This window comes from Arthrobacter glacialis, assembly GCF_002909445.1.
In the GTDB taxonomy this organism is placed as follows: Bacteria; Actinomycetota; Actinomycetes; order Actinomycetales; family Micrococcaceae; genus Specibacter; species Specibacter glacialis.
The window spans coordinates 21,827-45,738 of sequence record NZ_PPXC01000017.1 but is presented as its reverse complement, the minus strand read 5'-3'; the positions used below and the strand labels follow the sequence as shown (position 1 = coordinate 45,738).

Genomic DNA, 23,912 nt, shown 5'->3' with positions numbered 1-23,912 from the left:
GTACACAGACTATGGTTGGCGTCACAAAGTTGTCAAGTTATTTTCGATGTCGGCTTGCTTCACAGCCCCGGTAAGGTTGAGGAATGACTCCCTCACCCGGCAGAAAAAAGCGCTCAACCATTCTTGATGTTGCAACGGTTGCAGGGATTTCGCGGGGAACGGTGAGTAGGGTCCTCAACGGCGAACCCTATGTTTCCGATGAGGCACGGGTTGCCGTGAACAAGGCCATCAAGGAAGTTGGCTATGTTCCCAACATGGCTGCCCGGAACTTGGTACGCCAACGCTCTCAAGCCGTGGGGCTGCTCATTCACGAGCCGCATGCGCTGTTCTTGGAAGATCCAAACATCGGCTCGATCATGCTCGGGGCGAATACCGTGCTCTCACAAGCCGGGTATCAGATGGTGTGTTTGATTATCGATTCCGAGCTGGATGTCAACAGGATTGGGCAGTACCTCAACGGCGGATCCATCGACGGTGCGATTGTTATTTCAGCGGGCGAGAATGATCCCATCACGGAGCTCATTGAGCAGCTGGCCATGGCCTCGGCTTTCGTGGGGTTGCCGCCCAATCATCGCCCGCTTCCTTTCGTGTCCATCGACAACAAGAAGGCGGCGGCAGAGATTACGGCACGGCTCAAAGCCTCGGGGCGAACGCAGATCGGCATGATCGCTTCTGCCTTGGGTCGCGCAGCGGGAGCCGATCGACTTGCCGGTTTTGAGGACGCCCTGGGATCGAGTTATCGCCCCGAGCTCGTAGCGATGGTGGAGCACTTCTCCTTTGACGCCGGCATTGCCGGCATGCGCGAACTTCTTGAAAGGTGCCCCACCATCGATGCGGTTTTCGCAGCCTCGGACGCCGTTGCTGCGGGGGCGTTGAGCGTGCTGCAGCGGATTGGCCGCCGGGTGCCCGAGGATATCGCCGTGGTCGGATTCGATGACAGCGTCTGGGCGCAGCGCACCAACCCCCCGCTCTCCACGGTGCGCCAGCCCGCCTCCGAGCTCGGCGCGCAGGCCGCCGAACTGGTCCTGGCCCAGCTGAGGGGCGAGGAGATCAACCGCGGTGGCGTGTACCTGGAAACATCCATCGTGTGGCGAGATTCCGCCTGAGCCGTACGACGGCGGCACTCTCCACTGGTGGGCAGGTCCCGTTCAAGGGCCCGCCCACCAGTGAGGTGTTGCTACGCGTTTAGCTGCTTGGTGCAGCTTCGGCGTCAACCCTGGCGAGCATGATGAGCACCGATTGTTCGGGGAAGAGGACAGGGGCGGCGATGCCCACGGCGCCCAGGACGGTGCCCGAGAGCACGCTCTCATGCAGGGGCCAGTCCAGCGGGGATTGCCCATTGCCGACTTCGTCATCGAGAGGATGCGACAAGGTCACGCGGTAGCGGCCCTCGGGGGACAAACCGGGCAGGGCGATCCGGCCCGAAGGGTACGTAATCGAGGCTTCTCGCTGGGTGAGTGCAAAGACGGCGCGCTCGCCGTCCTGGGCCACCACACCACGCACGTCCAAGGCGGGATCGGCGAGATCGGCGTGAACAGAGATGCCTGTGTGGAACAGTTCCCGGTTGTCCTTGTGGAAGGCCACCCACTGGGCAAGTTCCGCGGTTTGTGCCTCGCTGATATCGGTGATGTTCCATTCGATGCCGAAGTGACCAAAGATGGCTGTTCGGGCCATGAACCCGAGGCTGTGTTGGCGACGGGTGGAATGCGAGATGGGCCCACCGATGTGGGCGCCCATCAGCTCGTAGGGGACCAGTAGGCCGGTGTTGGCCTGATTGTCGAGCCTTTCGATCGGGTCGATGCAGTCGCTCGTCCAGATCCTGTCCGTGTAGTCCAAGATGCCAAGGTCCACGCGGGCACCACCGGAAGCGCAGCTTTCAATCTCCACGTCGGGGTGCCAGAATTTCAGCTCCGCCAGCAACCGGTACAAGGCCAGTGTGGTTTCACGGACAGCGGCGTGGCCGGTGCGCGGATCGGCGGCGTCGAGCAGGTCCCGGTTGTGGTCCCACTTGATATAGCTGATGGGGTACTCGCCAAGGATGGCACTGATGCGTTCGAGCAGGTAGTCAAAGCAATCCGGGTGGGCCAGGTTGAGCACTTGTTGTTGGCGGCCACTGGCGGGCCAACGGCCGTCGGCGTGCAGAATCCACTCGGGATGGTTGCGGGCCAGCTCACTGTCAGGATTGACCATTTCGGGTTCAAACCACAGGCCAAACTCCATGCCAAGCTCGTGGACGTGGTTGATGATGGGGCCCAGGCCCTGGGCCCACACACCGGGATCAACAAACCAGTCACCCAAACCGGCGGTGTCGTCCCGGCGGCCCAGGAACCAGCCATCGTCAAGCACAAAACGCTCCACGCCGACGGCGGCGGCCTTGTCTGCCAGGGTCGTCAAGGTGGCGAGATCGTGGTCGAAGTAGACGGCCTCCCAGGTGTTCAAGGTGACAGGGCGCGGCCGGGAGGGATGCTGCGGGCGTTGGCGCAAATCTTGATGGAAACGCCCAGACAACTCGTCCAAGCCGATGCCCCAGGAGCCGAGTGCCCAAGGGGTGGAGTAGTTTTCCCCTGGCGCCAGCACTACTTCCCCGGGTAGCAGCAGCTCTCCGGCACTTAAGAAGTTGTCGCTGGTAATGGTGCGTTCGGCACTGAGCCGATGGTTTCCGCTCCAGGCCAGATGGACGCCGTGGACCAGGCCGCTGCGATGGCCAAAGCCGGCAGAACCGGCCAACATGAGCAGTGTTGCGTCTGCGCCGGGACGACCTCGGCGACTTTCGCGCACGTGTGCGCCGACGGTGAGAGGACGCTGCTGGACGGACCGTTCCTTCAAATGGCGCCCAGTGGCGTCTTGAATGGTGGTGGCCGTCGCAGGCAACGGGAAGAGTGTGGCGAGCTGGTGCAGCTGATAGTCAGTGGATCCCAGGTTCGTCAGGGTGTGCCGTTGTTGCAGCACGCCATGGGGGCTTAGAGCCACTTCGGTGACCAAGCGCAGTTTGGCTGCGGAGTCTTCGGAGGTGATGGTGAGGCTGTGCGCGGTGGAGGTGACCGCCGTCGTGCTTAATGCGCTGGCCCATGCTGTGCCGTTGCGCTGACCCAGGAGGGCCGGTGAACCCTGCCACCCAAACACTTCCTGGGGCAGGAGCGTCAACCGTGCGGGAACGTCAATTCCGCCTGACACGCGCTGGGGACGCGCGGCGATGGCAATGGCCGCCAGCTCGGATTCCGGCAACTTACCTGTGGCGGGCCCCCAATGGACGATCGCGGGGATGCCTGGTGTGCTCAGGTCAACGATGACCGAGGTGCCGCCGCGATGTAGTTGGGCGTAAGAAGCGTCAATATTCATGCATAAGTTTTATAACGAAAATAATTAGACTGTCAAAAGTCGCGCCGCTGAATTTAAGCGGATGCTCGCAGTCCCTTACTGTGGCTTACAACGGCAGCGCCGTCATCGAGGTCACTGTGAGACGGTGATGATGGCGGCCGTCACGGACACCGTCAGTGCCACAAACGGCAGGCACATGATGACGTGCAGTTTTTTGTGTTCCCTAAGGATGGCGACGAATTCGCGCAGGAACGCGCTGGGCAAAAAGTACCGCGCCGTGGGGGAGCCGACTACTTGGGCATTGATCCCCAGCTTCCTGGACAGCAGTGCGGCGCGGAGCACATGGTAATTGTTTGTGACGACCAGCAGGGCGCCGTCGCGGCCGTGCTCACGGGCCACAATGGCCGAAAATTGCAGGTTTTGGGCCGTGCTAATAGCCTGATCCTCGGCCACCACATGTGCCACGGGAACCCCGGCAGAGACCAGATATTCGGCCATGGCGACGCCCTCGGGCCGCGATTCGTCCCAGCCCTGACCGCCGCTTGGAATAAGCAACGGAGCGGTTTTTGCCGATGCCCCCCGATACACTTCAAGGCCCTTGTCCAGGCGGGAGCGGAGCAGCGGCGGCACTTTCCCCTTGATGATTTGCGAACCCAGAATGACCACGGCGGCCGGGTCTATGGTGTGCTTCATCTTCCCGTAGGCCACCGCATAAGCCAGGAACACCACAAACACCACGCCAAAATAGCTGCACAAGAAAAACAACAGTGCGGCTAAGCCGATCGCCACCGGATTGAGCGTGACCACGAGCAGCGCGGCGAACACCGGGAGTCCCAACAGGGCCACGCCGGCCAGAAGGGCGAGAAGATTGCCTAAGCTTCGCCCCTCATTGCGCATCATGGTGACGCCGTTGCTGATCAGGAACCCGGCCAGCACCACAATGGCCAACGGCGAGAGCACTACGATGCCAACCGCGATCCATTGGGTCCAAGGGAACCACTGACCGAGTATTTCCGTTATTCCCAACAGTGCAAACCAGCTGGCGGCCACCAACACGATTCCATTGCGCAGCATGCGGGCGTCCTTATGGCGCAGGTAAAAGTACACGCTGCCGAGAAAGACGGCAAGAATCAGGGAAATCATGGTGTCAGCCTACGTGTTTCTGCGAGCTCGGAGACTGGTGGTCGGGCCGCGGAACCGTGGCACACGCCGTCGTGCTTGCCTTCGAAAAACGATGCCCGGATGAGGCAAAATGTGATCTTCCCGGCCGAGACGGGACAGGAGCGGGCAACTGAGGGACAATGGAAAGGATGACTTCCCCCGAAAACACCCCCAGCCCTGCCGTCGCCGCATCCGCCGTGACAGCCTCCAAGACACGTCCTGCCCGCCGTGCGGCCCAGGTCATGCCTGCCACCGAGGGCTGGAAGCAGGCCAAGGACCCGGGAGGGCGACCGCTGCTGCAGTTCAAGTCCCCGCGCGTGTCCCAGCCGCCGGTGCACCTGGCGGACATGACGCTGCCCGAGCGTGAGGCGAAGTTCAAGGAGATGGGCCTGCCGGCGTTCCGTGCCAAGCAGCTCTCCGTGCACTATTTCCAGCATTACACCACCGATCCCGAGCGCATGAGCGACCTCCCCAAGGACCGCCGCGCCGAGATTGTGGACACCATGTTCCCCAAGCTTCTGACAGAGGTCAAGCGCCTCACCACGGACAACGGCGACACCATCAAGTTCCTGTGGCGCCTCTTTGACGGCTCCCTCGTGGAGTCAGTGCTGATGCGTTACACGGGCCGCGTCACCTTGTGTGTCTCCAGCCAGTGCGGCTGCGGCATGAACTGCCCGTTCTGCGCCACAGGCCAGGCCGGACTGACCCGCAACATGTCCACCGCGGAAATCCTTGACCAGATTGTCCAGGCCAACCGGGTCATCGCCGAGGGCGGGCTGGGCCACCTGCGCCGCGACGGCGGGCACGACGCCGAGCGCGTCACCAACATTGTTTTCATGGGCATGGGTGAGCCGCTGGCCAACTACAAGCGCGTCATGAAGGCCGTGCACAGGATGGCAGCCGAGGCTCCCGAGGGCCTGGGCATGTCAGCCCGCGGCATCACGGTTTCCACGGTGGGTCTGGTCCCGGCCATCAACAAGCTGGCCGAAGAAGGCATCGCCATCACGTTCGCGCTGTCCCTGCACGCCCCCGATGATGAACTGCGCGATGAGCTGATCCCGGTCAACTCCCAGTGGAAGGTTGATGAGGCGCTTGACGCCGCGTACAACTACTACAAGGTCACGGGCCGCCGCGTCTCCATCGAGTACGCGCTGATCAAGGACATGAACGACCACCCGTGGCGTGCCGAGCTGCTCGCAAAGAAGCTCAACCAGCGCGGCCGCGGCTGGGTGCACGTTAACCCGATCCCGCTGAACCCCACCCCCGGCTCCATCTGGACGTCCTCGGAGCCGGAGGTCATGCAGGAATTCATCAATACGCTCATTGACAACGGCGTGCCCACCACCCTGCGCGACACCCGCGGCAAGGAAATTGACGGCGCCTGCGGGCAGCTCGCCGCCGCCGAGTAGCACTTAGGCGAGTTGCACTTAACGAGAGAACGACGCCGGAACTAAAGTTCCGGCGTCGTTCTTGGGTTAAGCGCTGGTTCGCTTCCACCACGGGCGGGGCTTTTCCGCAGCAACGGTCACATAGGCGGTGGTGGAGCCCGGCTCTATTTCGGTCCTGCCTGCATCCTGGATGACAGGCCCGGCCGACTTGCGGGCACCCTTGTGGAACTCCTTCGCCGGCAGCTCGAGGACACCGAGGGGGAAGCCGTCGGCAGCCCACGCCTCAACCGCGGCCGGCTTGGACTCCAGCACCCACGCGAAAAGCGCGTGAGCGGCCTGGGCGCAGGCCTTGCCAGTGGACATCTCCAGGGACGCGTTCAGCACAATGCTCAGTGGCTGGGGCGGCAGCGGCTCACCGGGTGGCAGTTGCGTGCCGGAAACCTGCAACTTGGCCAGCAGCTTGGGCAGTTCAGCGGCCGGCATGGGTGGCAGGCCCACGGCGCTTGCTTCGCCAACCGTTGCCAGCACGTGCTCGGGGAACGCGGCGAGGACCTTGGCGAACACCTTGGCGTCGGCACGCCTGACCGTTTTGCCGAACGCTCCGGATGCCCACAGGCGCCAGTCGGGATTTTCGCGGTCGCGCAGGAACGCCTGCGCGGAGGCCAGTGCGGCCGCGGCAATGCCGTGCTGCTCGCTGGCAGGTTCCTCGCGGTCTACCAGCAAAATGATGGGTTGGATCAGTTCCTGGGGGCTGCTGTCGGCGTATTCACTCACCCCTTAAGCGTATGGGTATCCGCGGGGGCATGTGACAAGCTGGAACTCTTGCACGTTCGTCCCCACTGCCCGGCGTGCAAACAGAATCTGCCCAGGAGTTCACATGCGCAAACCCCTTGCTGTTGCCCGCCGCGCGAACGTGCAGCCCTTTGCTGTCATGGATATCCTGCAACGAGTGGCCGACCTCCGCGCCCAGGGGCGATCAGTCATCTCCCTGTGCGCCGGCGAGCCCAGCGGCGGCGCACCCCTGGCCGTTTCCGCGCGGGCTGCAGCACTCCACTCCTCCTCCATGGCCCTGACATATACGCCGCCGCTGGGCATCACTGCGCTGCGCCAAGCAATCGCCGGGCACTACAAGCGTTGGTATGGGTTGGAGATCGCTTCTGGGAACGTTGCTGTCACCACGGGGTCATCGGGCGCGTTCATGCTGGTCTTCTTGGCGGCATTCAACCCGGGGGACAAGGTGGCGCTGGCCCGCCCGGGTTATCCGGCGTACAAGAACATCCTCAAGGCGCTCGGTGTTGAGGTGATTGAGCTCGACGCCGGGGCGGACACCCGCTTCCAGCCCACTCCGGCTATTCTGGACGCCGCCGTGGCTCAGCACGGGCCGTTGGCGGGACTGGTGCTGGCTTCGCCCGCCAATCCCACGGGCACCATGGTGTCCCGGGCCGAGTTGTCCGCACTGACCCGCTGGTGCGCGGACAATGGCGTCCGCTTGGTCAGTGACGAAATTTACCACGGCATCACCTACCCTTTGCCGGACGCAGTGGATCCGCAAGGCGTGTGTGCCTGGGAACTTGACCGTGCGGGCGTGGTGATTTCCAGCTTCTCCAAGTACTGGGGCATGACGGGCTGGCGGCTTGGCTGGGCCATTGTGCCCGACGACTTGATCCAGGCCGTTGATGCGCTGGCCGGCAACATTGCGCTCTGCCCGCCCGCACCGGCCCAAATGGCGGCCCTGGAGGCGTTCAACGAGCAATCCTACGCCGAGGCGGACGCTGCGGTGGCGGAGTTTTCCCGCACCCGCGACTATGTGCTGAGCCAGGTGGCCGAGCTGGGCTGGGTTGATGCGGCTCCGGCGGACGGCGCCTTTTACTTTTATGCCAATCTAGGTCCCGCGCTGGCTGGCTTTGCCGATTCGGCGCACTACTGCGCCGCCCTGCTGGAAGACGCGGGAGTGGCGCTGGTGCCGGGTTCCGACTTTGACGGGGTCGGGGGTCGTTCGACAGTGCGGTTGAGCTTTGCCGCCGGGTACGACGCCGTCCGTGAGGCCTTGGCACGGACCGGAGAGTTCCAGCGCACACGGCGAGGTTGACGTCGGCTGTTGTCCAGGAGGCCCGGGGGTGAGGCTGGCGGCTCAGTCCTCGGGTTCGAAGTGCCCCAGGTGCTGGGTGGGCACCCGGTCCCGGCTGTAGGTGATGGAGTCGTAACCGTGGGGTGCTGGCTTGCCGTCGTCGCCCAGATTCACAAACACGATCTTTTCGATGGTGAGAATCGATTCCCGGGTGAACATGTTGCGCACTTCAGCGCGCATGGTCAACGACGTCCGGCCAAAATGGGTTGCCGTCAGGCCCATCTCCACCAAGTCGCCCTGCCGGGCGGAGGAGACAAAGTTGATCTCAGACATGTACTTGGTGACGGCCCGGCCATTGCCAAGCTGAACGATCGCGTAAATGGCTGCTTCCTCGTCGATCCAGCGCAACAGGCTGCCACCAAACAGGGTGCCGTTGGCGTTGAGATCTTCGGGGCGGACCCATTTGCGGGTGTGGAATGTGATGTCACCAAGGCTCATAACGATAATTTACTCTCCCGCCGAGGGGGCGTGGCATGGAATGTTAGCCACGACTCACCATGTTTTGCGCCACACAGGCTTATTTGCGCGGCGGCCGCGGGCGAAGGGCGGGTGCGGCATTCATTCCCCCAGAGGCAGCGCCGGCGGCGGAGTTGTCCACAAAAGAAGAAAGGGCCCTTCAAGGCGGTTCCCCAGTCTGAGACATTGAACCCATGGAAAGGAAAAACCATGGATCACCATAGTGCTGCCGAGGGGGACGGGTCCCATGCCTCGGACCAAGAAATTGAGCGCCGATTTTGGGAAATGACAGACACCATCATGGTGCCGCACCACAATGAGTGCATGATCTGCTTTCTCATGCGGACCATGACGCTTCTGAAGCAATCCGGCTTTGACATGACCGCAACGTTTCAGAGGCTCAATGCCCCGCGTGCCACCCAGTGGGCCACACGGCTCATGAGGATGGGCATTTTCAGCGACTGTCAGCTGCTCCAGGATGGCGTCATGGTCAACGATGCCATTTGGGAAGCTGACTGCTGCCCGGATTGCGGCATACCCTACGCTGCGCCGGACTGTCTTGAAGTTCGGCACGGCTCAACCCAGCCCTGCAAGCTATGGCGGTGGCGGGCCGACGTCGCGCGGGACAACTTCCAGGCCTGGTTGGAACGCCGCTAAAAAAACGAACGGGCAGTAGTTGTTGATGTTTTTGCCCAACATCAACAACTACTGCCCGTTCGAGAGGGAGTTACTTTTGCAGGTGATCCACCAAGGACTCGGCAATACCGATGTACTTACCCGGGGTGAGATCCAGCAGGCGTGCCTGCGCGTCGGCCGACAGGCCCAAACCGGAGACGAACTCCTGCATGCGGGCGGCGTTCACGCGCTGGCCGCGGGTCAGGTCCTTGAGACGCTCGTAGGGGTCTTCCATGCCTTCGACGCCGGCGATTGCCTCGGCGCGCATGACCATCTGGATGGCCTCGGCGAGAACTTCCCAGTTGTGGTCAAGGTCCTCGGCCAGCACGGCCTCGGCGGTGTCGAGCCGGCCCAGGCCGCCCAAAACGTTGTTAATGGCCAGCAGGGAGTGACCGAACGCCACGCCAATGTTGCGCTGGCTGGAGGAGTCCGTGAGGTCGCGCTGCCAGCGGCTGGTGACCAACGTTGCGCCAAGGGTGTCCAGCAGGGCGTTGGAGAGTTCCAGGTTTGCTTCCGCGTTCTCGAAGCGGATCGGGTTCACCTTGTGCGGCATGGTAGAGGAGCCGGTGGCGCCCGGAACCGGGATCTGCGCAAAGTAGCCGATGGAGATGTAGCTCCACACGTCGGTGCACAGGTTGTGCAGAATGCGGTTGAACCGGGCCATGTCAGCGTAGAGCTCGGCCTGCCAGTCGTGTGATTCGATCTGCGTGGTCAACGGGTTCCATGTCAGGCCCAAGGACTCAACGAAGCCCTTGGCAACGTCCTGCCAGTCGGCAGCCGGGACGGAAGCGTAGTGGGCAGCGTAGGTTCCCGTGGCGCCGTTGATCTTGCCCAGGAATTCAGTCTTGGCAACGCGGTCCAGCTGGCGGGTTAGGCGGTGAGCCGTGACGGCCAGTTCCTTGCCCAGGGTGGTGGGTGTGGCGGGCTGGCCGTGGGTGCGCGACAGCATGGGGACGGCGCGGTTTTCTTCGGCCATTTCAGCAATTTTGGCCACGAGTGTGCGGGCTGCCGGCAGCCACACGTCCTCCACAGCGCCCTTGACGCCCACGGCGTAGGAGAGGTTGTTGATGTCTTCACTGGTGCAACCAAAGTGAACCAGCGGCTTCAAGCGCTCCAGGCCCAGGTCTGCCAGACGGTTACCGATGAAGTACTCAACGGCCTTGACGTCGTGGACGGTGACCTTTTCAATGTCAGCCAGCTCCTGCACAGAGGCTGCGTCAAACTCGGTCACGATGGCGCGCAATCCGGCCTGCTGCGCTGCCGTCAACGGCTCGGTGCCCGGCAAGACGTTGTTGTTGGTCAGGTGGATGAACCACTCAACCTCCACCCCAACGCGGTCACGGTTCAAGGCTGCCTCGGAGAGGTAGTCCACCAACGGTGCTACGGCGCCGGAGTAGCGCCCATCGAGGGGGCCCAAGGCAATGCGCTCGGAGGAAGCGGCCAGGGACTTCCGGCCGGAAGGGATGCGGGCTGTGGCGTTTGCGGAATCAGACATGGCCTAATTCTTTCATGAACAGCCAATTCCTCCACAGCCGGTGCCGACGTTGGAACTATCCACAATTCCATGAAGGGCCGTAGCGCCGCGCAATGGGCGCCCCTACCGTGGAGGTATCGGTCTTTTCAGGAGGGTCCATGAGCTATCCAATGACTGCCCTTTCGGGTCTCAGTGGGGGAGCCGCACGGGGTGGTCCCTCTGCTGAGGCGGTGTCTGCGGTGGCGCAGCGGCTGGCAGGCATAGCCGGGGAGTTGGAGGGTTTGCGGTTGCAGCTTGGCCGACTCAACGCCATGGATTGGCGCTCGCCCGCGGCCGCTGCGTTCCGCGATTCCCTCGCGGATCGCAATCTGGCCTTGTCGGCGGTGGCGCGGGACGTGACTGCAGCAGTGGCGTCATTGGGAAGCTACGCCCTCTCCTTGCCAGCCGTTCCGCCCAGGCCCGGTGATGGTCCAGGCATGGGTGTGCCGAGCCCAGGAATGCAGGGCTTCGGAATGGCATGGCCATGGCGCTAAGGGAAACAGCTCCGGCGGCAAGCGAGAGAGCAGGATGTGCGCCATGGCGAATCATGACGAAACCAGAACAACGTTTTCCATTGACGGTGGGGCCGGTTCCATCAGCTACACACTGGCGGAGATCTCCGAAGCAGGGACGAACCTTGGCCGCTTGGCGCAGCTCATGGAGCCCCTGGCTGATCGTTTGGAAGGGGAGTGGCTGTGGCTGTGCCAGGTCTCATCCGGCACGGCGCCCTACCCTTATGCGGCGTTGGATGCCATGCGTGCAGCGCTGTGGTCTTTTCGCAGGGCGCAGGCAGACACAGTCGAGCTTGCCTCGAAAGCCACCCAAGCAGGCGCGAACTACGCCGCCACCGAAGCCCGCAACGCTGGCTTGTCGGCCCAGCTGGGCAGGCTTGCTGCGCTGCGGGACGGCCTGGCCACGTGGGGGCTGGGTTCGCTCGCGCCCTGGAAGGTCGCCTTCGACGCTGCCGGGAAGGTCCAACACGGCAACAAACACGGGATACGCGATGCCTCGGAGAAATTCCTCAACGACGGATCGGCCTACCTTGCAGGTTTGTTGGGCCCTGGCATGGCGGTGCCTTATCTGTTGGCGCAGCTGCGCCAACAGGATGGCCGGAACGCTGGTGGTGCGCCAGCGTTTGCCCTGCGAAAACTCTTTGACGCCACGGGCCTGGCAATCCCTGGACGCCTCGAGGTCCGTCAGGTTCCGGTCCAAGAGTGGCGCCCGGCCGGGATCCCAACCGGCCGGGGTGCGGCCTCCCCAACTCTGGGCGAGCCAGTTGAAATGAAGGCCGGCATCCACGGCATGCTGGCGGGCAGCAGCGATGCCTATGGGTACCCGCCCGGTTCCATTTCAGTGGTGGAGATTCTCCGCCCCGATGGAACCATTGCGTGGGTGGTCCACCTGCCCGGCACCGAAGACTGGTCAACCGTAGACAGCTCCAACCCCTTTGACATGGAAGGCAATATGGAGGCGCTTACGGCGGCCGCACACCAGCGGTTTGAGCAGGAGCAAATTGTGGTGCAGGAACTTATCCGGACAGCCCTGCAGGCAGCCGGTGCCAGCACTGAGCAGGAAGTACTGATTTCGGGGCACAGCGGCGGCGGCATCCATGCGGCGGCAGCCGCCGCTAGCCCGGCATTTCTTGGTGACGTCAACGTCACGATGGTGGTCATTGCCGGTGCCCCCGCCAGAAACCAGCACGTTCCACCCGGTATTGCTGTGCTGGACCTGCAAAACGAGCATGACATTGTCACCGCCGCAGATTTCGGTGCTCCGCCAGCTGCGGCGAACTGGGTCACCGTGACATCCCACCGGCCCGGCACCATGGAAGGCCAGGCCCCAGGCGCTGTGATGGCGCAGGCGCACTCCGTGACGAATTATCTGCAGGACGCTGCGGCCCTGGATTCGAGCAGCGACCCGTCCGTTGTGGCCATGAGGGAACGGTTGGGCGTCTTCCTGGGAGTGGGAATCGGGGCCGGGGCCACCATCCACGGAGTCAAGACCGTCTATCAAGGCCGGGACGTTAACAACTCCAACAACTCTGCCCCGCAGGGAACACGCGCAAGCAAAGCCGCCAAACAACCAGAGAAGGGAGCTGACTACTCGCCGGGTTCCCGGTGAAAAGGCTGGCTCAGACCCTGTCGGCGGACCGGGTCAAGCCTCCCGCCAGCATGGAGATAAAGCTGATGATCAGGGCGGCCAAAATGGCTGTCCAGAAGAATTCGTCAATCGTGAATTGTACGGGCGAGTAGCTGCTCAACCATGAGGTCAGCCACAGCATGGCCGCGTTGATCACAATGGTGAACAGCCCCAGGGTCAAGATGGTCACGGGCAGCGACAGCAGCTTCACAATGGGCTTGACCAGCGCATTGACCAAGCCAAATATCAGGCCAACAAACAAATATGCCAAGACGGTGCCGAGGGTGGCATCGATTCCCGTGGCCGCGCTGGCGGCAATATTCATGCCGGGCAGAATCCAACTGGCAATCCACAGCGCCACAGCATTGATACCTACTTGAACGAGGAAGTTTCTCATAGCCCTATGGTTCCACAGGTCCCGGCGTAACCGTAGGGACGCCGGGACCTCAACTAGGCTTGGGGCATGACCGAGACAAACAGCACCCACACCCACGGTGTCCAGCCCCGCCCCGTCGTAGGCCGCCTGCCCAAATATGCTGCAGGAAAACCGCCCGAAGGCGTAGCTGGACTTGAAAGCTTCAAGCTGTCCTCCAACGAGAATCCGTTGGGTCCGGTCCCGGCTGTGATGGAAATTCTGCGCAACAGCGTTGATGTGCACCGTTATCCCGACCCCAGCTGCACATTGCTGCGCAATGCCCTGGGCACCTTTCTGGGCGTCCCGCCCGATGACATTGTCACTGGCGGCGGCAGCCTCGGGGCATTGAATCAGATTCTGGCCGCCTTTGCTGGCCAGAACGAGGACGGCACTGCCGACGAGGTTGTCTATGCGTGGCGGTCCTTTGAGGCCTACCCGATCTGTGTGGGCCTGGCCGGTGCGAAGAGCGTCCAGGTGCCCGTTCGCGCCGACGGCAGCCATGATCTGCCCGCCATGGCTGCTGCGGTCACAGAACGCACCAAAGTGGTGCTGCTGTGCACGCCGAACAACCCCACTGGAACCGTGCTGCGCTCGCAGGAGACGGAAGACTTCATCCGCCAGATCCCCAGCAATGTGGTGGTGGTTATCGACGAGGCGTACCAAGAATTTGTCCGCGCCGGCGACGCCGTTGACGGTGTGGCGATCTACCGGAACTACCCCAACGTGGTGGTGCTGCGAACGTTCTCCAAAGCGCATGGGCTCGCCGGTCTACGTGTTGGATACTCCGTCTCCACGCCGGAGATCACCCAGTACCTGAGGGCCGCTGCCACGCCCTTCGCCGTTTCCGGCATTGCCGAGCAGGCCGCCGTCGCATCCTTGGAGCATTACAGCGAAGTTGTAGAAAGAGTACAAAGCCTCGTGGACGAGCGTTCACGTGTGGTTGCCGGCCTGGCAGCCTTGGGCTGGGATATTCCAGATGCTCAAGGCAACTTCGTCTGGCTGGCGTTGGGGGCCAATACCCAAGAGTTTGCGGCGTTGGCCCAAAGCCATGCACTATCCCTGCGCGCATTCGGTGACGAGGGGGTCCGGGTCAGTATCGGCGAGGCTGAGGCCAACACCCGTTTCTTGGAAATCTGTGCGTCCTATACAAAAGAGCCACGGCGTTCCTAGCGGTTAACAAAGGCACCATTTGTCAGGCTCTACGGATACAGTTGTAAATCGAAAACGTATATATATGCACACGACGGAATGCATTCCCGAACGGGCATATATCAACCCCAACGAGTCGAAACAGGGAGCAATGTGCCCCTGAGATTCGGCAGACGAGGAGACAGCATGGGCGCCGCCCAGCAAACAGGAGACTCCGCAGGAGTATTGCGGAGCAATGAAGTGGGCCCCGACGAGGCGCTCCAGCTCCTCGACGAGGATGGAGCAATCCACCAGGACAGCACCTTCAGCCCCTACATCCAGGAGCTGAGCCAGGAAACCCTGCGCGGCTTCTATGCAGACATGGCACTTGTGCGACGCTTTGACACCGAAGCCACTGCCCTGCAGCGCCAGGGTGAACTGGCTCTGTGGGTGCCCATGGTGGGCCAAGAAGCTGCCCAAATTGGATCGGGGCGGGCCATGAACAAGGCCGACTACGCTTTCCCCACCTACCGCGAACACGGTGTTGCCCTGACTCGCGGCCTGGATTTGGCTGACCTGCTCAAGCTGTTCCGCGGCATCTCCAACGGTGGCTGGGATCCCCGCGAGACCAACTTCCACCTGTACACGCTGGTGCTCGCTGCCCAGACCCTGCATGCTGTTGGCTACGCTATGGGCATCCAGCGTGACCGCGCCGCCGACCCCTCCACTGAGGCTGCCGCCGTCGTAGCCTACTTTGGTGACGGAGCCAGCAGCGAGGGTGATGTCCATGAGTCAATGGTTTTCGCCGCCTCATACAACGCCCCGGTTGTTTTCTTCTGCCAGAACAACAACTGGGCCATCTCGGTTCCCTTCGAGGTTCAGTCCAAGATTCCCTTGGTCAACCGCGCCGGCGGGTACGGGATTCCCGGTATCCGGGTGGATGGCAATGACGTTCTGGCCGTTTACGCAGCCACCCAATGGGCCCTGGACCACGCCCGCAACGGCCACGGCCCCGTCTTGATCGAGGCGTCCACCTACCGTGTGGGTGCCCACACGACTGCCGATGACCCCACCAAGTACCGCTTGCTGGCCGAAGAGGAGCTGTGGAAGACCAAGGATCCGCTGGCGCGCCTGGAAGCGTACCTGCGTGCCGAAGGCTTGGCCGACGACGAGTTCTTTGAAGGCTTGAAGAACGACGGCGACGAGCTCGCTGCCCATGTTCGCAAGGCCACGCTGGCCTTGGGTGGCGCGGACATTCGCCAAAAGTTTGCCACTGTCTACGCCCAGGCGCACCCCTTGGTGGCCGAGGAATTGGCATGGTTTGAGAATTATGAGGCGTCATTTAGCGATGCCGAAACACAGATTTCCGGAACGCAGGGTGGTGCAGCATGAGCACAATGACTATTGCCAAGGCCATCAATGAGGGCTTGCGCGCCACACTGGCCAAGGACCCCAAAAGTTTCCTCATGGGGGAGGACATTGGCTCGCTCGGCGGCGTTTACCGTGTCACAGAAGGCCTGAAGAAGGAATTCGGCGGGCACCGGGTCATGGACACGCCGCTGGCCGAATCCGGCATTGTGGGAACAGCCATCGGCATGGCCCTGCGCGGGCACAGGCCCATCTGCGAGATCCAGTTTGACGGTTTTGTTTTCCCGGCCTTCAACCAGATCACCACGCAGCTGGCCAAGATTCACACCCGCTCCGACGGGCAGCTCAGCGCACCCGTTGTCATCAGGATTCCCTATGGTGGCGGCATCGGTTCCATTGAGCACCACTCCGAATCGCCTGAAGCGCTGTTTGCCCACACGCCTGGCCTGCGCATCATCACCCCGTCCAACGCCAATGACGCCTACTGGATGATCCAACAGGCCGTTGAGTGCAAGGATCCGGTGATTGTTTTTGAACCCAAGCGACGCTACTGGCTCAAGGGTGAAGTGGACACCGAGAACTCCCCGGGGGACCCCTTCAAGGCCCATGTGCTGCGTGAAGGAACTGACGCCACGTTGGTGGTTTACGGTCCGCTGGTTCCGGTGGCCCTGGCAGCCGCCAGCGCTGCGGCCGAGGACGGGCACAGCGTTGAGGTCATTGACCTGCGCTCCATTTCGCCCATTGACTTTGACACGGTTGAGGCATCGGTGAACAAGACCGGGCGCCTGGTTGTTGCGCACGAAGCCCCCACCTTTGGTGGCATCGGCGGCGAAATTTCCTCCCGCATCAGCGAACGCTGCTTCTACTCCATGGAATCCCCGGCCATTCGGGTGGGCGGCTTCCACATGCCTTACCCCGTGGCCCGTGTTGAAGAGCACTACCTGCCGGACATTGACCGCATGCTGGAGGCGTTGGACCGCGCCTTCGCATACTAGGAAGGCCCACCATGTCTACCCTGAATTTGTTCAATCTGCCCGACGTCGGCGAAGGCCTCCTCGAAGCTGAAATCGTCTCCTGGAAGGTCAAGCTGGGCGACGTCGTTGCCGTCAATGACGTGATTGTGGAGATTGAAACAGCCAAGTCAATTGTGGAACTGCCCTCGCCCTACGCGGGAGTGGTGGCCCAGTTGATGGTTGCCGAGGGTGACACGGTGGATGTGGGCACACCCATCATCGCCATCGGCTCCGAAGTTTCGGCGCCCGCTCCGGCCGCTGCTGCCCCCGCTGCCGCCCCGACGCCCGAAGCCGAGGTGATGAAGCCGCTGGTTGGTTCCGGTCCCAAGGCCGACGCCGTCAAGCGCCGCCCCCGGGTTGGCTCGGCTCCCGCTGTGGCCACCTCTGTCACAGCCGCCGTGCCTGCCGCAGCGAAGGCTCCTGCCCAGGTTCCGGCGTCGAGCATCCCCACACCTGTGGCGGCACGGCCCAACCGGGTGCTGGCCAAGCCGCCGGTGCGCAAGGCCGCGAAGGATCTGGGGATCGACCTGACGGACGTTTCACCCACAGGCCTGCGCGGCGAAGTGACCAAAAAGGACCTGCTCAGCTACCAAGACCAGCGGACAGCAGAACAGGACGGGGCCGGCACCTTCTGGGCCCCCGCCACCGGCACGGGGTTGGCCGACGATCCGCGCATTGAACGCATCAAGGTCAGGGGTGTGCGCAAGGCGACGGCCAAGGCCATGGTGGAAAGCGCGTTCTCGGCCCCGCATGTGAGTATTTTTGTGGACGTCGACGCCTCACGCACCATGGAGTTCGTCAAACGCCTGAAAGTTTCACGCGACTTTGAGGGCATCAAAGTTTCGCCGTTGCTGATCCTGGCCAAGGCCGTCATCTGGGCTGCCGCACGCAACCCATCGGTGAATGCCACCTGGACCGGCGATGAGATCATCATCAAGCACTTCATGAACCTTGGCATTGCCGCAGCAACCCCGCGAGGGCTCATGGTGCCAAACATCAAGGATGCCCAGAACCTGTCCCTGAAGGAACTGGCCATAGCGTTGAACTCGCTGGCGACCACCGCACGGGCTGGCAAGACGCAGCCGGCGGACATGCAGGGTGGTTCGCTGACAGTCACCAACATTGGTGCCCTGGGCATTGACACCGGCACGCCCATCATCAATCCGGGCGAAGTGGCCATCGTGGCGTTTGGCACCATCAAGCAAAAGCCGTGGGTGCTGGACGGGGAAGTCATTCCGCGTTGGATTACCACCTTGGGTGGATCGTTCGACCACCGCGTGGTTGACGGCGACCTGTCCGCCCGTTTCATGGCGGACGTTGCCGCCATCATGGAGGAGCCGGCGCTGCTCCTGGACTAGTCCTTTGCAACTGACCCGCAAAAAACGCCGAAAAACACGTCAAAATCGCGAGTTTTCGGCGTTTTCTGCGGGTCAGTTGTTTAAGTTATGGGACTATTTTCCTTGATGTCGATGAAGATCGGGTTGGCGTAGAACCAAGTGTCAGCCCACGGATCGCCTTCACCGGCGCCATGCGGGATGGGACCTTGCGGATCAACATCTGCGCCCAAGGGGCCGACGCCGGAACGCTTGCCGTCGCTGCCGCGCAGGCGCAGGTAGAAAGGCTCGATCACATTGGCGAAGGTGCGCTTCAATACGATCTCGCCTGTCCGCCCGGAGGTGTCAATGCGTTCGGCAACCTTGGTGTTCGGGGCCGTGAAATTATCCCTGTCGGCAACCGGGCCGGTGACCAGGCCCTTGATGATGTCAACGTGAGCCAAGTGCGGCACTGTGCCGTTCGGGTTGGCCTTGCTGGCAGCCTTGATGATGATAATGAGTTCCACATCCGTGCCGGGCGCAACGCTCAGTGTGGAGCCCATGGCCATGCCGGGGCCGCTGTGGCCAACCGGGCGGACGCGCACGTCCAGTCCATCGATCAGGTGTCCGTGGTCCACCCACATGCGCCCGGCCCGCATGGCAGCCATGACCTCCAGGTAGTCCCGACTGTCGGCGCCAATGTGGGTGCGGCTGAACTGACCGGGCCAAAAGTCGCTGCCATTTTGGGGTGTGCCGGCCTCGACAGGGTCCGGGCGGCGGCCTGCACGGTTGAAGTTGTTCAACGAGGCCCCGTTGTCCCAACCGTCCCCCGTGGGGTAGTCGCCAATGCGCATGGTGTCTTTGGCGGTGAGGTGGTTGTCGCTGTTGGAGGTGATCCAAAAGGGCTTGCCCTCGGCCAGCATGGAGTCCCAGAGTCCGCCCACAACGCTGGTAACCCAGTCGAAACCTCCGCGGGTTTTGTAAGCCTCGGCGGGGAAGCCCTTGAAGGAAAACTCGCTAGGTGCGTTCTCATACTCGCCACGCTGGCTGGCCGCGTTGGCGAAGGCGCTGACGGCTGAGGCCTGGGCACCGGGGGCGCCTTCCATGCCGATCACAATCTCTGGAGCCGCATCGCGCCATGCGCGCATCTCATGGGGTGAGTCAATGCCCAGCCGGGACGGGTGGTTTGCCAGCACCACGACGTCGTCAATGAACCCTGCCTTCTTCTGCCCGGCCAGCCACTTGATGGCCTCACCGGCCTTGGGCTCCCATTCGGCGGCCTGGTTGGAGCCCGGCGCTGGCTTCTCCCAGCCGTTGAGCTTGCCGTCCCACAACAGCTCGAACTGGCGCAGGATACGGGCCTCGTTGGGTCCCGGAGCCACCAGGACGGTTGCATGCTCCGCGGCCGGGATGTACCACTCCAGGCCTTGGAAGATGAGCAAGCCCGGGCGGGCAAGGCGGGCCGCGGCAATGTCGCGTTGCGAATTCAGGGCACCGCCCATGTTGGCGTGGCCCCAATTGCTGTGTTCGGTGAAGGCGATGACGTCAACGCCGAACTCTTGAGCCTTGTCCAGGAGGTGACTTTGCAGGTATTTGGCATCGTGGCTGTACACAGTGTGGACGTGGTGATCGCCCACCAACCAAGCCAAATCTTGGGGGTCGTCCAAACCATCCGCCGCAGTGGCGCGGCTTGAGTGGACAGTGGACCCTGCCACCAGCCCGGCAGCAACCAGTGCGGCCGCCCCCATCAGTTGACGGCGGGATACCTTGACAGGCGTTTGGGGCGTACACATTTCTGAAAGCTCTCCTCGTAGTTTGGAACAAACAGAGCGTAGGCAGCGAAGGTTAACGGGAAAAATACTCGGGTGAACGGGACCTGACTGGCAGGTGCGTGATGGTTTACTGTGCGTCCATCTACCGTCCATGTGGGTACGGGACGATGCATCAACCAAGCCGTCCAAACGGGGCGGCGACCAGAAGGGTTCTTTACGTGTCACTGAATACGCCCGCACGCCTCGCAACTGCCATTGGGGTTGGCGCACTGCTTCTGGCTGCACCGGCGGCCGCCCATGCAGCAGCCCCTCCCACACCCGAAAATAGTGTTGGAATCCTGACGCTGCTAGATACTGGCGGCAAGGTTGTAGCTGTTGGCAGCACGACGGCGCAGCCCGGCTTCGCAACCGTGCTGGCGCCTGCGCCGTGCCCGGCGGGATTTACCGACGCCGCCCGCGCCAGCGTTGTTCCCGCCGGCGGGAAGGCGATGGTCATTTCGGCAACGATTCCGCTGACCAACCCTGCTGCACCTGCGGCTGTGCCGGTCCTTGCCGTGCTGGATGATTACAAATTGGGCAGTGGGGCAACTGTGGCGCTGGAATGCCTCAGCGTGAAGGGCGGCATCCCCGTTCCGGCCGCATCCGTATTCAGTGTTGGCCTGGACATTGCCGGGACTGGCTACACTGTGGTGCCCGCACCTGTGCTGCCCAGCAACCCGCCCACCACGGCGCCTGGAACAACTGGACCAACAACCTCGCCGCCCACAGCCTCTGCCACGGCGCCGCAGTCGGTGCCGGCCACCGCTGGTGCAGAAACCGCGCCTGGCAGCCAAGCAGCTTCAGGATCCGGGCGGGGTGATCTGGCCTCCACCGGATCCGCCACCTTGCCGCTGCTTTTCGGGGCCGGCATCCTGAGTGCCGCCGGAGCGGCGCTCTTGTTGCGACGCCGCAGCAAGGCGTCCCATTCCTGACCCAGCCTCTGATCGCAACTAGCCCGCAGAAAACGCCGAAAAAACAAGGAAATTCGCGATTTTTCGGCGTTTTCTGCGGGTCAGTTGTTTAAGTTCGGCTACCTTGCGGCGATGGCCTCCGCCAGGACCGGCGCCAGGCGCCTGACTCCTTCACGCAGAGTTTCTGCCGGTACGGCGCTGAAGGCCAGCCGCAGTTTGTTGCTGGGGGCGTGCGATGCCGAGAACGCTGCGCCAGGAACAAAGACCACGCCTGCGTCGATGCCCGTGTAGAGGAGCGGGTAGCTGTCGATGCCTTCCGGGAGAGTCAGCCACACAAAGAAGCCGCCTTCCGGGCGGGTCCAGGACACCTCCGCCGGCATGAACTCTTCGAGCGCTGCCAAGAGGGCCGCACACCGTTCCGCATACAGGGTGCGGTAAGTGCTGATCTGGCCGCGCCAGTCGTAATTGCGCAGGTAGTCGCTGACCAGCAGCTGGCTAAATGTGGGCGGACACAGCGTGACGGCCTCGCTGGCCAAGTAGTAGCGCTGCTTGAGGTGGGCTGGCACCAGTGCCCAGCCAATGCGAAGGCCCGGTGCAAAAATCTTCGAGAACGATCCCAGGTACAGCACATCCTCCGGGTTTGCCGCCCGCAGGGGCTCCGGCAGCACGCCGTCGAACTTCAACAGCCCGTAGGGATTGTCTTCCAGCACAAGAATATTCGCCTCACGGCATATGTCAACAATTTCCTGCCGGCGTTCCGGCGCCAGCATCACCCCGGACGGGTTGTTGAAATTGGGGATGGTGTAAAGCAGCTTGATGCGCTTGCCTGCCGCCTGCAGTTCCGCGATGGTTTTTTGCAGGGCCGAGGGAATCAAGCCGTACTCATCTCCGGCAACCGGCTGGATGTCCACCTCATAGGCTTCAAAGGTGTTCAGGGCGCCGACATAGGTGGGGTCCTCGAGCAGGATGACATCGCCCGGATCGCAAAACACCTTCGCCGCAACGTCCTGGGCGGACTGGGAACCGGCGGTGATGACAACGTTTTCCGGATCCGCGTCCAGAATTCCCTCGGCTGCCATGACGGCACAAATCTGCTCCCGCAGTTCCTGGGTGCCCTGGCCGCCGCCATACTGCAGCGCCTCCAGACCGTGTTCGGCAATGATTGCTGCCGCCGTCTTTGCTAAGCGATCCAGTGGCAGTGACTGTAGATACGGATTGCCGCCGGCCAGCGACACCAGGCCGGGTTGCATGGAAATCTCAAACACATCACGCACGGCCGACTGCTTGATGTTGGCGGCCCGGGACGAGAGCAACGCCTCGTGCCTGTGAGCGGCGGCGCCAGCTGTGTCTGCGGTGGCTGCTGCCGTCCCGGCCCTGGAAAGGGCGTCGAGGGCTTCTTCGGACAGTGTTTCGGCGGCAGCGTTGGCGCCTGAGCTTGGAGTATTCACGTGCTCAGGATATAACCAATGTTGCTAAATAGGCATCAAAAGTTTTTCCATTGTGCCTGCTACTTCAGGCTCAAGGCATCACTCAACGCTTTTCCGTTGACTATTATCGCCACTGGTGCGCCTGCTGCCTGCTGGGCCGTGCGCAGGAGTTGCTGCTCCGCGCGGGGAATGTCGCACTCACCGCCGAGGGTGAGGGTGCCGCTCAGTTGCGCCGTGATGGTGCCCCCGGATCTGTCCACGGAGTCCACGCTCAGCGAAGATTGCCAGAGCGCATTGGACAATCCCGACTGCCCAATCTGGGCTGCATGATTGGCCAACAGCGTGCGCAATGCCCCTTCCACAGGGTCGGTGAACATGATGGTCGCACTCGTCACGGCCACCGCGCTGTCTCCGCAGCCAAGGGCGGGTCCGGACGTCCCGGCGTCGCCCTGGGCAATGTAGAAAACTGTCACCGACGCCGAGGTGGGCATGACGGTTGGGTCGTTGCCGCCCGTAGTGCCGGTTACGGGAGGGTTCGACGCCGGGACCTTGCTTGCGCTTGCGGCTCCACCGCTTGCTGGGCTGACAGTGGTCGACTGGGTTGATGCCGGGAGCGTAGATTCAGGTGTTGCATAAGGTCCCAAGCACCCCGTGAGCAGCAAACCCACGCCACAGGCGAGTGCTGCCACAGTTGATTTTCCACGTCCACGCATGACGCCCTCCCCGAGTTTCATGGGGATCTGCCATTCCCATGAAACTACGGTAGAGCTGCTGCCCGTGTGGCGGAAGCGTGCGGAGGCAAAGGGCGCACAACCGCAATGTCATTGCAGTCAGGTCACGCTGGCATGCCCTTGAGGAATGCCGCCACCGCCTTGGCCATCACTGCCGGCTCCCAACTGTGATTCGCCGCAGGGAGTTGCCCCAGTGTTGCGTGGGAAAGATTGTTGGCGATGGATTCGGCGGCCTGCGGCATGATCGGCAGCGTTTCCGCTCCCACCAAGACCAGGGTTCGCGCGCCAATGTCAGAGAAAAGTTCGGCGCGGGGTGCGCTCTGAGTCCATGCCAGCGATTCGGCGTCCGCCTCCAGCGAGGGCCCCATGGCCGTCATGACGGGCCAGCCCGGACTGTTCCGCGCGCCCTCAAGCCACTCGGGTGGCATGTCTTTCATGAAATATTCGATGGTTTCATCGGCGGTTCCGTGTGCAATCCTCTCGCGCAGGCCGGCCAGAAATTCGGCGCCTTCACCACCGGGTTCTTCACGCAGGGGCACCTCAAAGAGCACCAGCTCCGAGATGTCCAGGCCTGCCGCGGCGGCCGCGAGGCTGATGGATCCGCCGGAAGAGTTGCCCACCAAGGCGGCCGGTCCACCAGCGACGCCGATGAGGGAGCGGAGATCCTCAATGGTGTCGGCAAGAGTGAACGACGGCGCCTGGGCGCTGTCGCCGCGGCCGCGCCGGTCGAAATTGACGACTGTAAAGCCCTCTGCGGCGAGCAAAATGGCCATGGCAGAGGTGGTGGGGTCAAAGGCCCGAAATTGCATGGCGCCGGCAACAAGAATGACGACGGGGCCTGAACCCTGGGAGTCGTAGGCAATGCGGGTTCCGTCGGCGGAGGTGACATAAGCGGTCATGGTGGCTCCTTACTGGATGTTGTTCGAATCTAGATCGGAGACTACTGCGGCGCGGCGGGGATGTCGAGGAACTCGTTGCAGGCGGCAGTGGAATCGGCGAAACGTAACAAAGGGTGAG

The 23,912-nt window shown here is 62.6% G+C and carries 21 protein-coding genes; 11 read left to right on the top strand and 10 right to left on the bottom strand.

Annotated elements, in window-relative coordinates; all coding sequences use genetic code 11:
• Positions 1-83 precede the first annotated feature (83 nt).
• Positions 84-1,106 (top strand): LacI family DNA-binding transcriptional regulator, encoded by a 1,023-nt coding sequence (locus CVS27_RS17405; RefSeq protein WP_103467123.1) that lies wholly within the window; start codon positions 84-86, stop codon positions 1,104-1,106.
• A 79-nt stretch (positions 1,107-1,185) separates the two neighbouring features.
• Here the strand turns inward: CVS27_RS17405 and CVS27_RS17400 are convergent, their stop codons facing one another.
• A complete protein-coding gene (locus CVS27_RS17400) occupies positions 1,186-3,339 on the bottom strand; it encodes an alpha-galactosidase (protein ID WP_103467122.1) in 2,154 nt (717 codons plus the stop codon).
• 111 nt (positions 3,340-3,450) lie between these two features.
• Positions 3,451-4,461, bottom strand: coding sequence for a YdcF family protein (locus tag CVS27_RS17395; RefSeq protein WP_243400259.1), 1,011 nt, complete (start codon positions 4,459-4,461; stop codon positions 3,451-3,453).
• A 167-nt stretch (positions 4,462-4,628) separates the two neighbouring features.
• Here CVS27_RS17395 and rlmN point away from each other — a divergent pair, with 167 nt between their 5' ends.
• Positions 4,629-5,888, top strand: a complete 1,260-nt coding sequence (gene rlmN, locus CVS27_RS17390; RefSeq protein ID WP_103467121.1) for a dual-specificity RNA methyltransferase RlmN — start codon at positions 4,629-4,631, stop codon at positions 5,886-5,888.
• 66 nt (positions 5,889-5,954) lie between these two features.
• Here the strand turns inward: rlmN and CVS27_RS17385 are convergent, their stop codons facing one another.
• Entirely contained in the window at positions 5,955-6,641 is a 687-nt protein-coding gene (locus CVS27_RS17385; RefSeq protein WP_103467120.1) for a peptidyl-tRNA hydrolase, read from the bottom strand.
• Positions 6,642-6,744: 103 nt separating this feature from the next.
• Here CVS27_RS17385 and CVS27_RS17380 point away from each other — a divergent pair, with 103 nt between their 5' ends.
• On the top strand, positions 6,745-7,956 hold the full coding sequence (locus CVS27_RS17380) for an aminotransferase class I/II-fold pyridoxal phosphate-dependent enzyme (RefSeq protein WP_103467119.1): 1,212 nt from the start codon (positions 6,745-6,747) through the stop codon (positions 7,954-7,956).
• A gap of 42 nt (positions 7,957-7,998) precedes the next feature.
• Here CVS27_RS17380 and CVS27_RS17375 read toward each other — a convergent pair whose 3' ends face one another.
• A complete protein-coding gene (locus CVS27_RS17375) occupies positions 7,999-8,433 on the bottom strand; it encodes an acyl-CoA thioesterase (protein WP_103467118.1) in 435 nt (144 codons plus the stop codon).
• Between the two features lie 228 nt (positions 8,434-8,661).
• On the opposite strand from CVS27_RS17375, the gene CVS27_RS17370 reads away from it, so the two are divergent.
• Positions 8,662-9,108 (top strand): hypothetical protein, encoded by a 447-nt coding sequence (locus CVS27_RS17370; protein ID WP_103467117.1) that lies wholly within the window; start codon positions 8,662-8,664, stop codon positions 9,106-9,108.
• A 70-nt stretch (positions 9,109-9,178) separates the two neighbouring features.
• Here the strand turns inward: CVS27_RS17370 and purB are convergent, their stop codons facing one another.
• Positions 9,179-10,621: an adenylosuccinate lyase gene (gene purB / locus CVS27_RS17365; protein WP_103467116.1), complete on the bottom strand. Its 1,443-nt coding sequence runs from the start codon at positions 10,619-10,621 to the stop codon at positions 9,179-9,181.
• Between the two features lie 137 nt (positions 10,622-10,758).
• Here purB and CVS27_RS17360 point away from each other — a divergent pair, with 137 nt between their 5' ends.
• Both CVS27_RS17360 and CVS27_RS17355 read left to right on the top strand, forming a co-directional pair.
• Entirely contained in the window at positions 10,759-11,133 is a 375-nt protein-coding gene (locus CVS27_RS17360; RefSeq protein WP_133162978.1) for a hypothetical protein, read from the top strand.
• 43 nt (positions 11,134-11,176) lie between these two features.
• A complete protein-coding gene (locus CVS27_RS17355) occupies positions 11,177-12,760 on the top strand; it encodes a hypothetical protein (RefSeq protein ID WP_103467114.1) in 1,584 nt (527 codons plus the stop codon).
• A 10-nt stretch (positions 12,761-12,770) separates the two neighbouring features.
• Here the strand turns inward: CVS27_RS17355 and CVS27_RS17350 are convergent, their stop codons facing one another.
• The gene (locus CVS27_RS17350; RefSeq protein WP_103467113.1) at positions 12,771-13,175 is read right to left on the bottom strand and encodes a phage holin family protein; all 405 of its coding nucleotides are present in this window, start codon (positions 13,173-13,175) and stop codon (positions 12,771-12,773) included.
• A gap of 66 nt (positions 13,176-13,241) precedes the next feature.
• Here CVS27_RS17350 and CVS27_RS17345 point away from each other — a divergent pair, with 66 nt between their 5' ends.
• The 4 genes from CVS27_RS17345 (at position 13,242) to CVS27_RS17330 (ending at position 18,060) form a co-directional block, all read left to right on the top strand.
• The gene (locus tag CVS27_RS17345; protein WP_103467112.1) at positions 13,242-14,363 is read left to right on the top strand and encodes a histidinol-phosphate transaminase; all 1,122 of its coding nucleotides are present in this window, start codon (positions 13,242-13,244) and stop codon (positions 14,361-14,363) included.
• Between the two features lie 165 nt (positions 14,364-14,528).
• Positions 14,529-15,713, top strand: coding sequence for a pyruvate dehydrogenase (acetyl-transferring) E1 component subunit alpha (gene pdhA, locus CVS27_RS17340; RefSeq protein WP_103467111.1), 1,185 nt, complete (start codon positions 14,529-14,531; stop codon positions 15,711-15,713).
• Positions 15,710-16,684, top strand: a complete 975-nt coding sequence (locus CVS27_RS17335) for an alpha-ketoacid dehydrogenase subunit beta (RefSeq protein ID WP_103467110.1) — start codon at positions 15,710-15,712, stop codon at positions 16,682-16,684. The genes pdhA and CVS27_RS17335 overlap by 4 nt, the downstream gene beginning before the upstream one ends.
• A gap of 11 nt (positions 16,685-16,695) precedes the next feature.
• A complete protein-coding gene (locus tag CVS27_RS17330) occupies positions 16,696-18,060 on the top strand; it encodes a dihydrolipoamide acetyltransferase family protein (protein ID WP_103467109.1) in 1,365 nt (454 codons plus the stop codon).
• Between the two features lie 80 nt (positions 18,061-18,140).
• Here CVS27_RS17330 and CVS27_RS17325 read toward each other — a convergent pair whose 3' ends face one another.
• Positions 18,141-19,808, bottom strand: a complete 1,668-nt coding sequence (locus CVS27_RS17325; protein WP_133162977.1) for a PHP domain-containing protein — start codon at positions 19,806-19,808, stop codon at positions 18,141-18,143.
• A gap of 197 nt (positions 19,809-20,005) precedes the next feature.
• Between CVS27_RS17325 and CVS27_RS17320 the strand changes: the two genes are divergently transcribed.
• The gene (locus CVS27_RS17320; protein ID WP_103467107.1) at positions 20,006-20,758 is read left to right on the top strand and encodes an LPXTG cell wall anchor domain-containing protein; all 753 of its coding nucleotides are present in this window, start codon (positions 20,006-20,008) and stop codon (positions 20,756-20,758) included.
• A 98-nt stretch (positions 20,759-20,856) separates the two neighbouring features.
• On the opposite strand, the gene CVS27_RS17315 is transcribed toward CVS27_RS17320, so the two are convergent.
• The 3 genes from CVS27_RS17315 to CVS27_RS17305 form a co-directional block, all read right to left on the bottom strand.
• Positions 20,857-22,185 carry an aminotransferase-like domain-containing protein gene (locus tag CVS27_RS17315; protein ID WP_103467106.1) on the bottom strand — a complete coding sequence of 443 codons (1,329 nt, stop codon included), beginning with the start codon at positions 22,183-22,185 and terminating at the stop codon, positions 20,857-20,859.
• A gap of 59 nt (positions 22,186-22,244) precedes the next feature.
• Positions 22,245-22,898, bottom strand: a complete 654-nt coding sequence (locus tag CVS27_RS21365; RefSeq protein ID WP_243400258.1) for a GerMN domain-containing protein — start codon at positions 22,896-22,898, stop codon at positions 22,245-22,247.
• Between the two features lie 101 nt (positions 22,899-22,999).
• Positions 23,000-23,794, bottom strand: coding sequence for an alpha/beta fold hydrolase (locus CVS27_RS17305; protein ID WP_103467104.1), 795 nt, complete (start codon positions 23,792-23,794; stop codon positions 23,000-23,002).
• Positions 23,795-23,912: the final 118 nt, after the last annotated feature.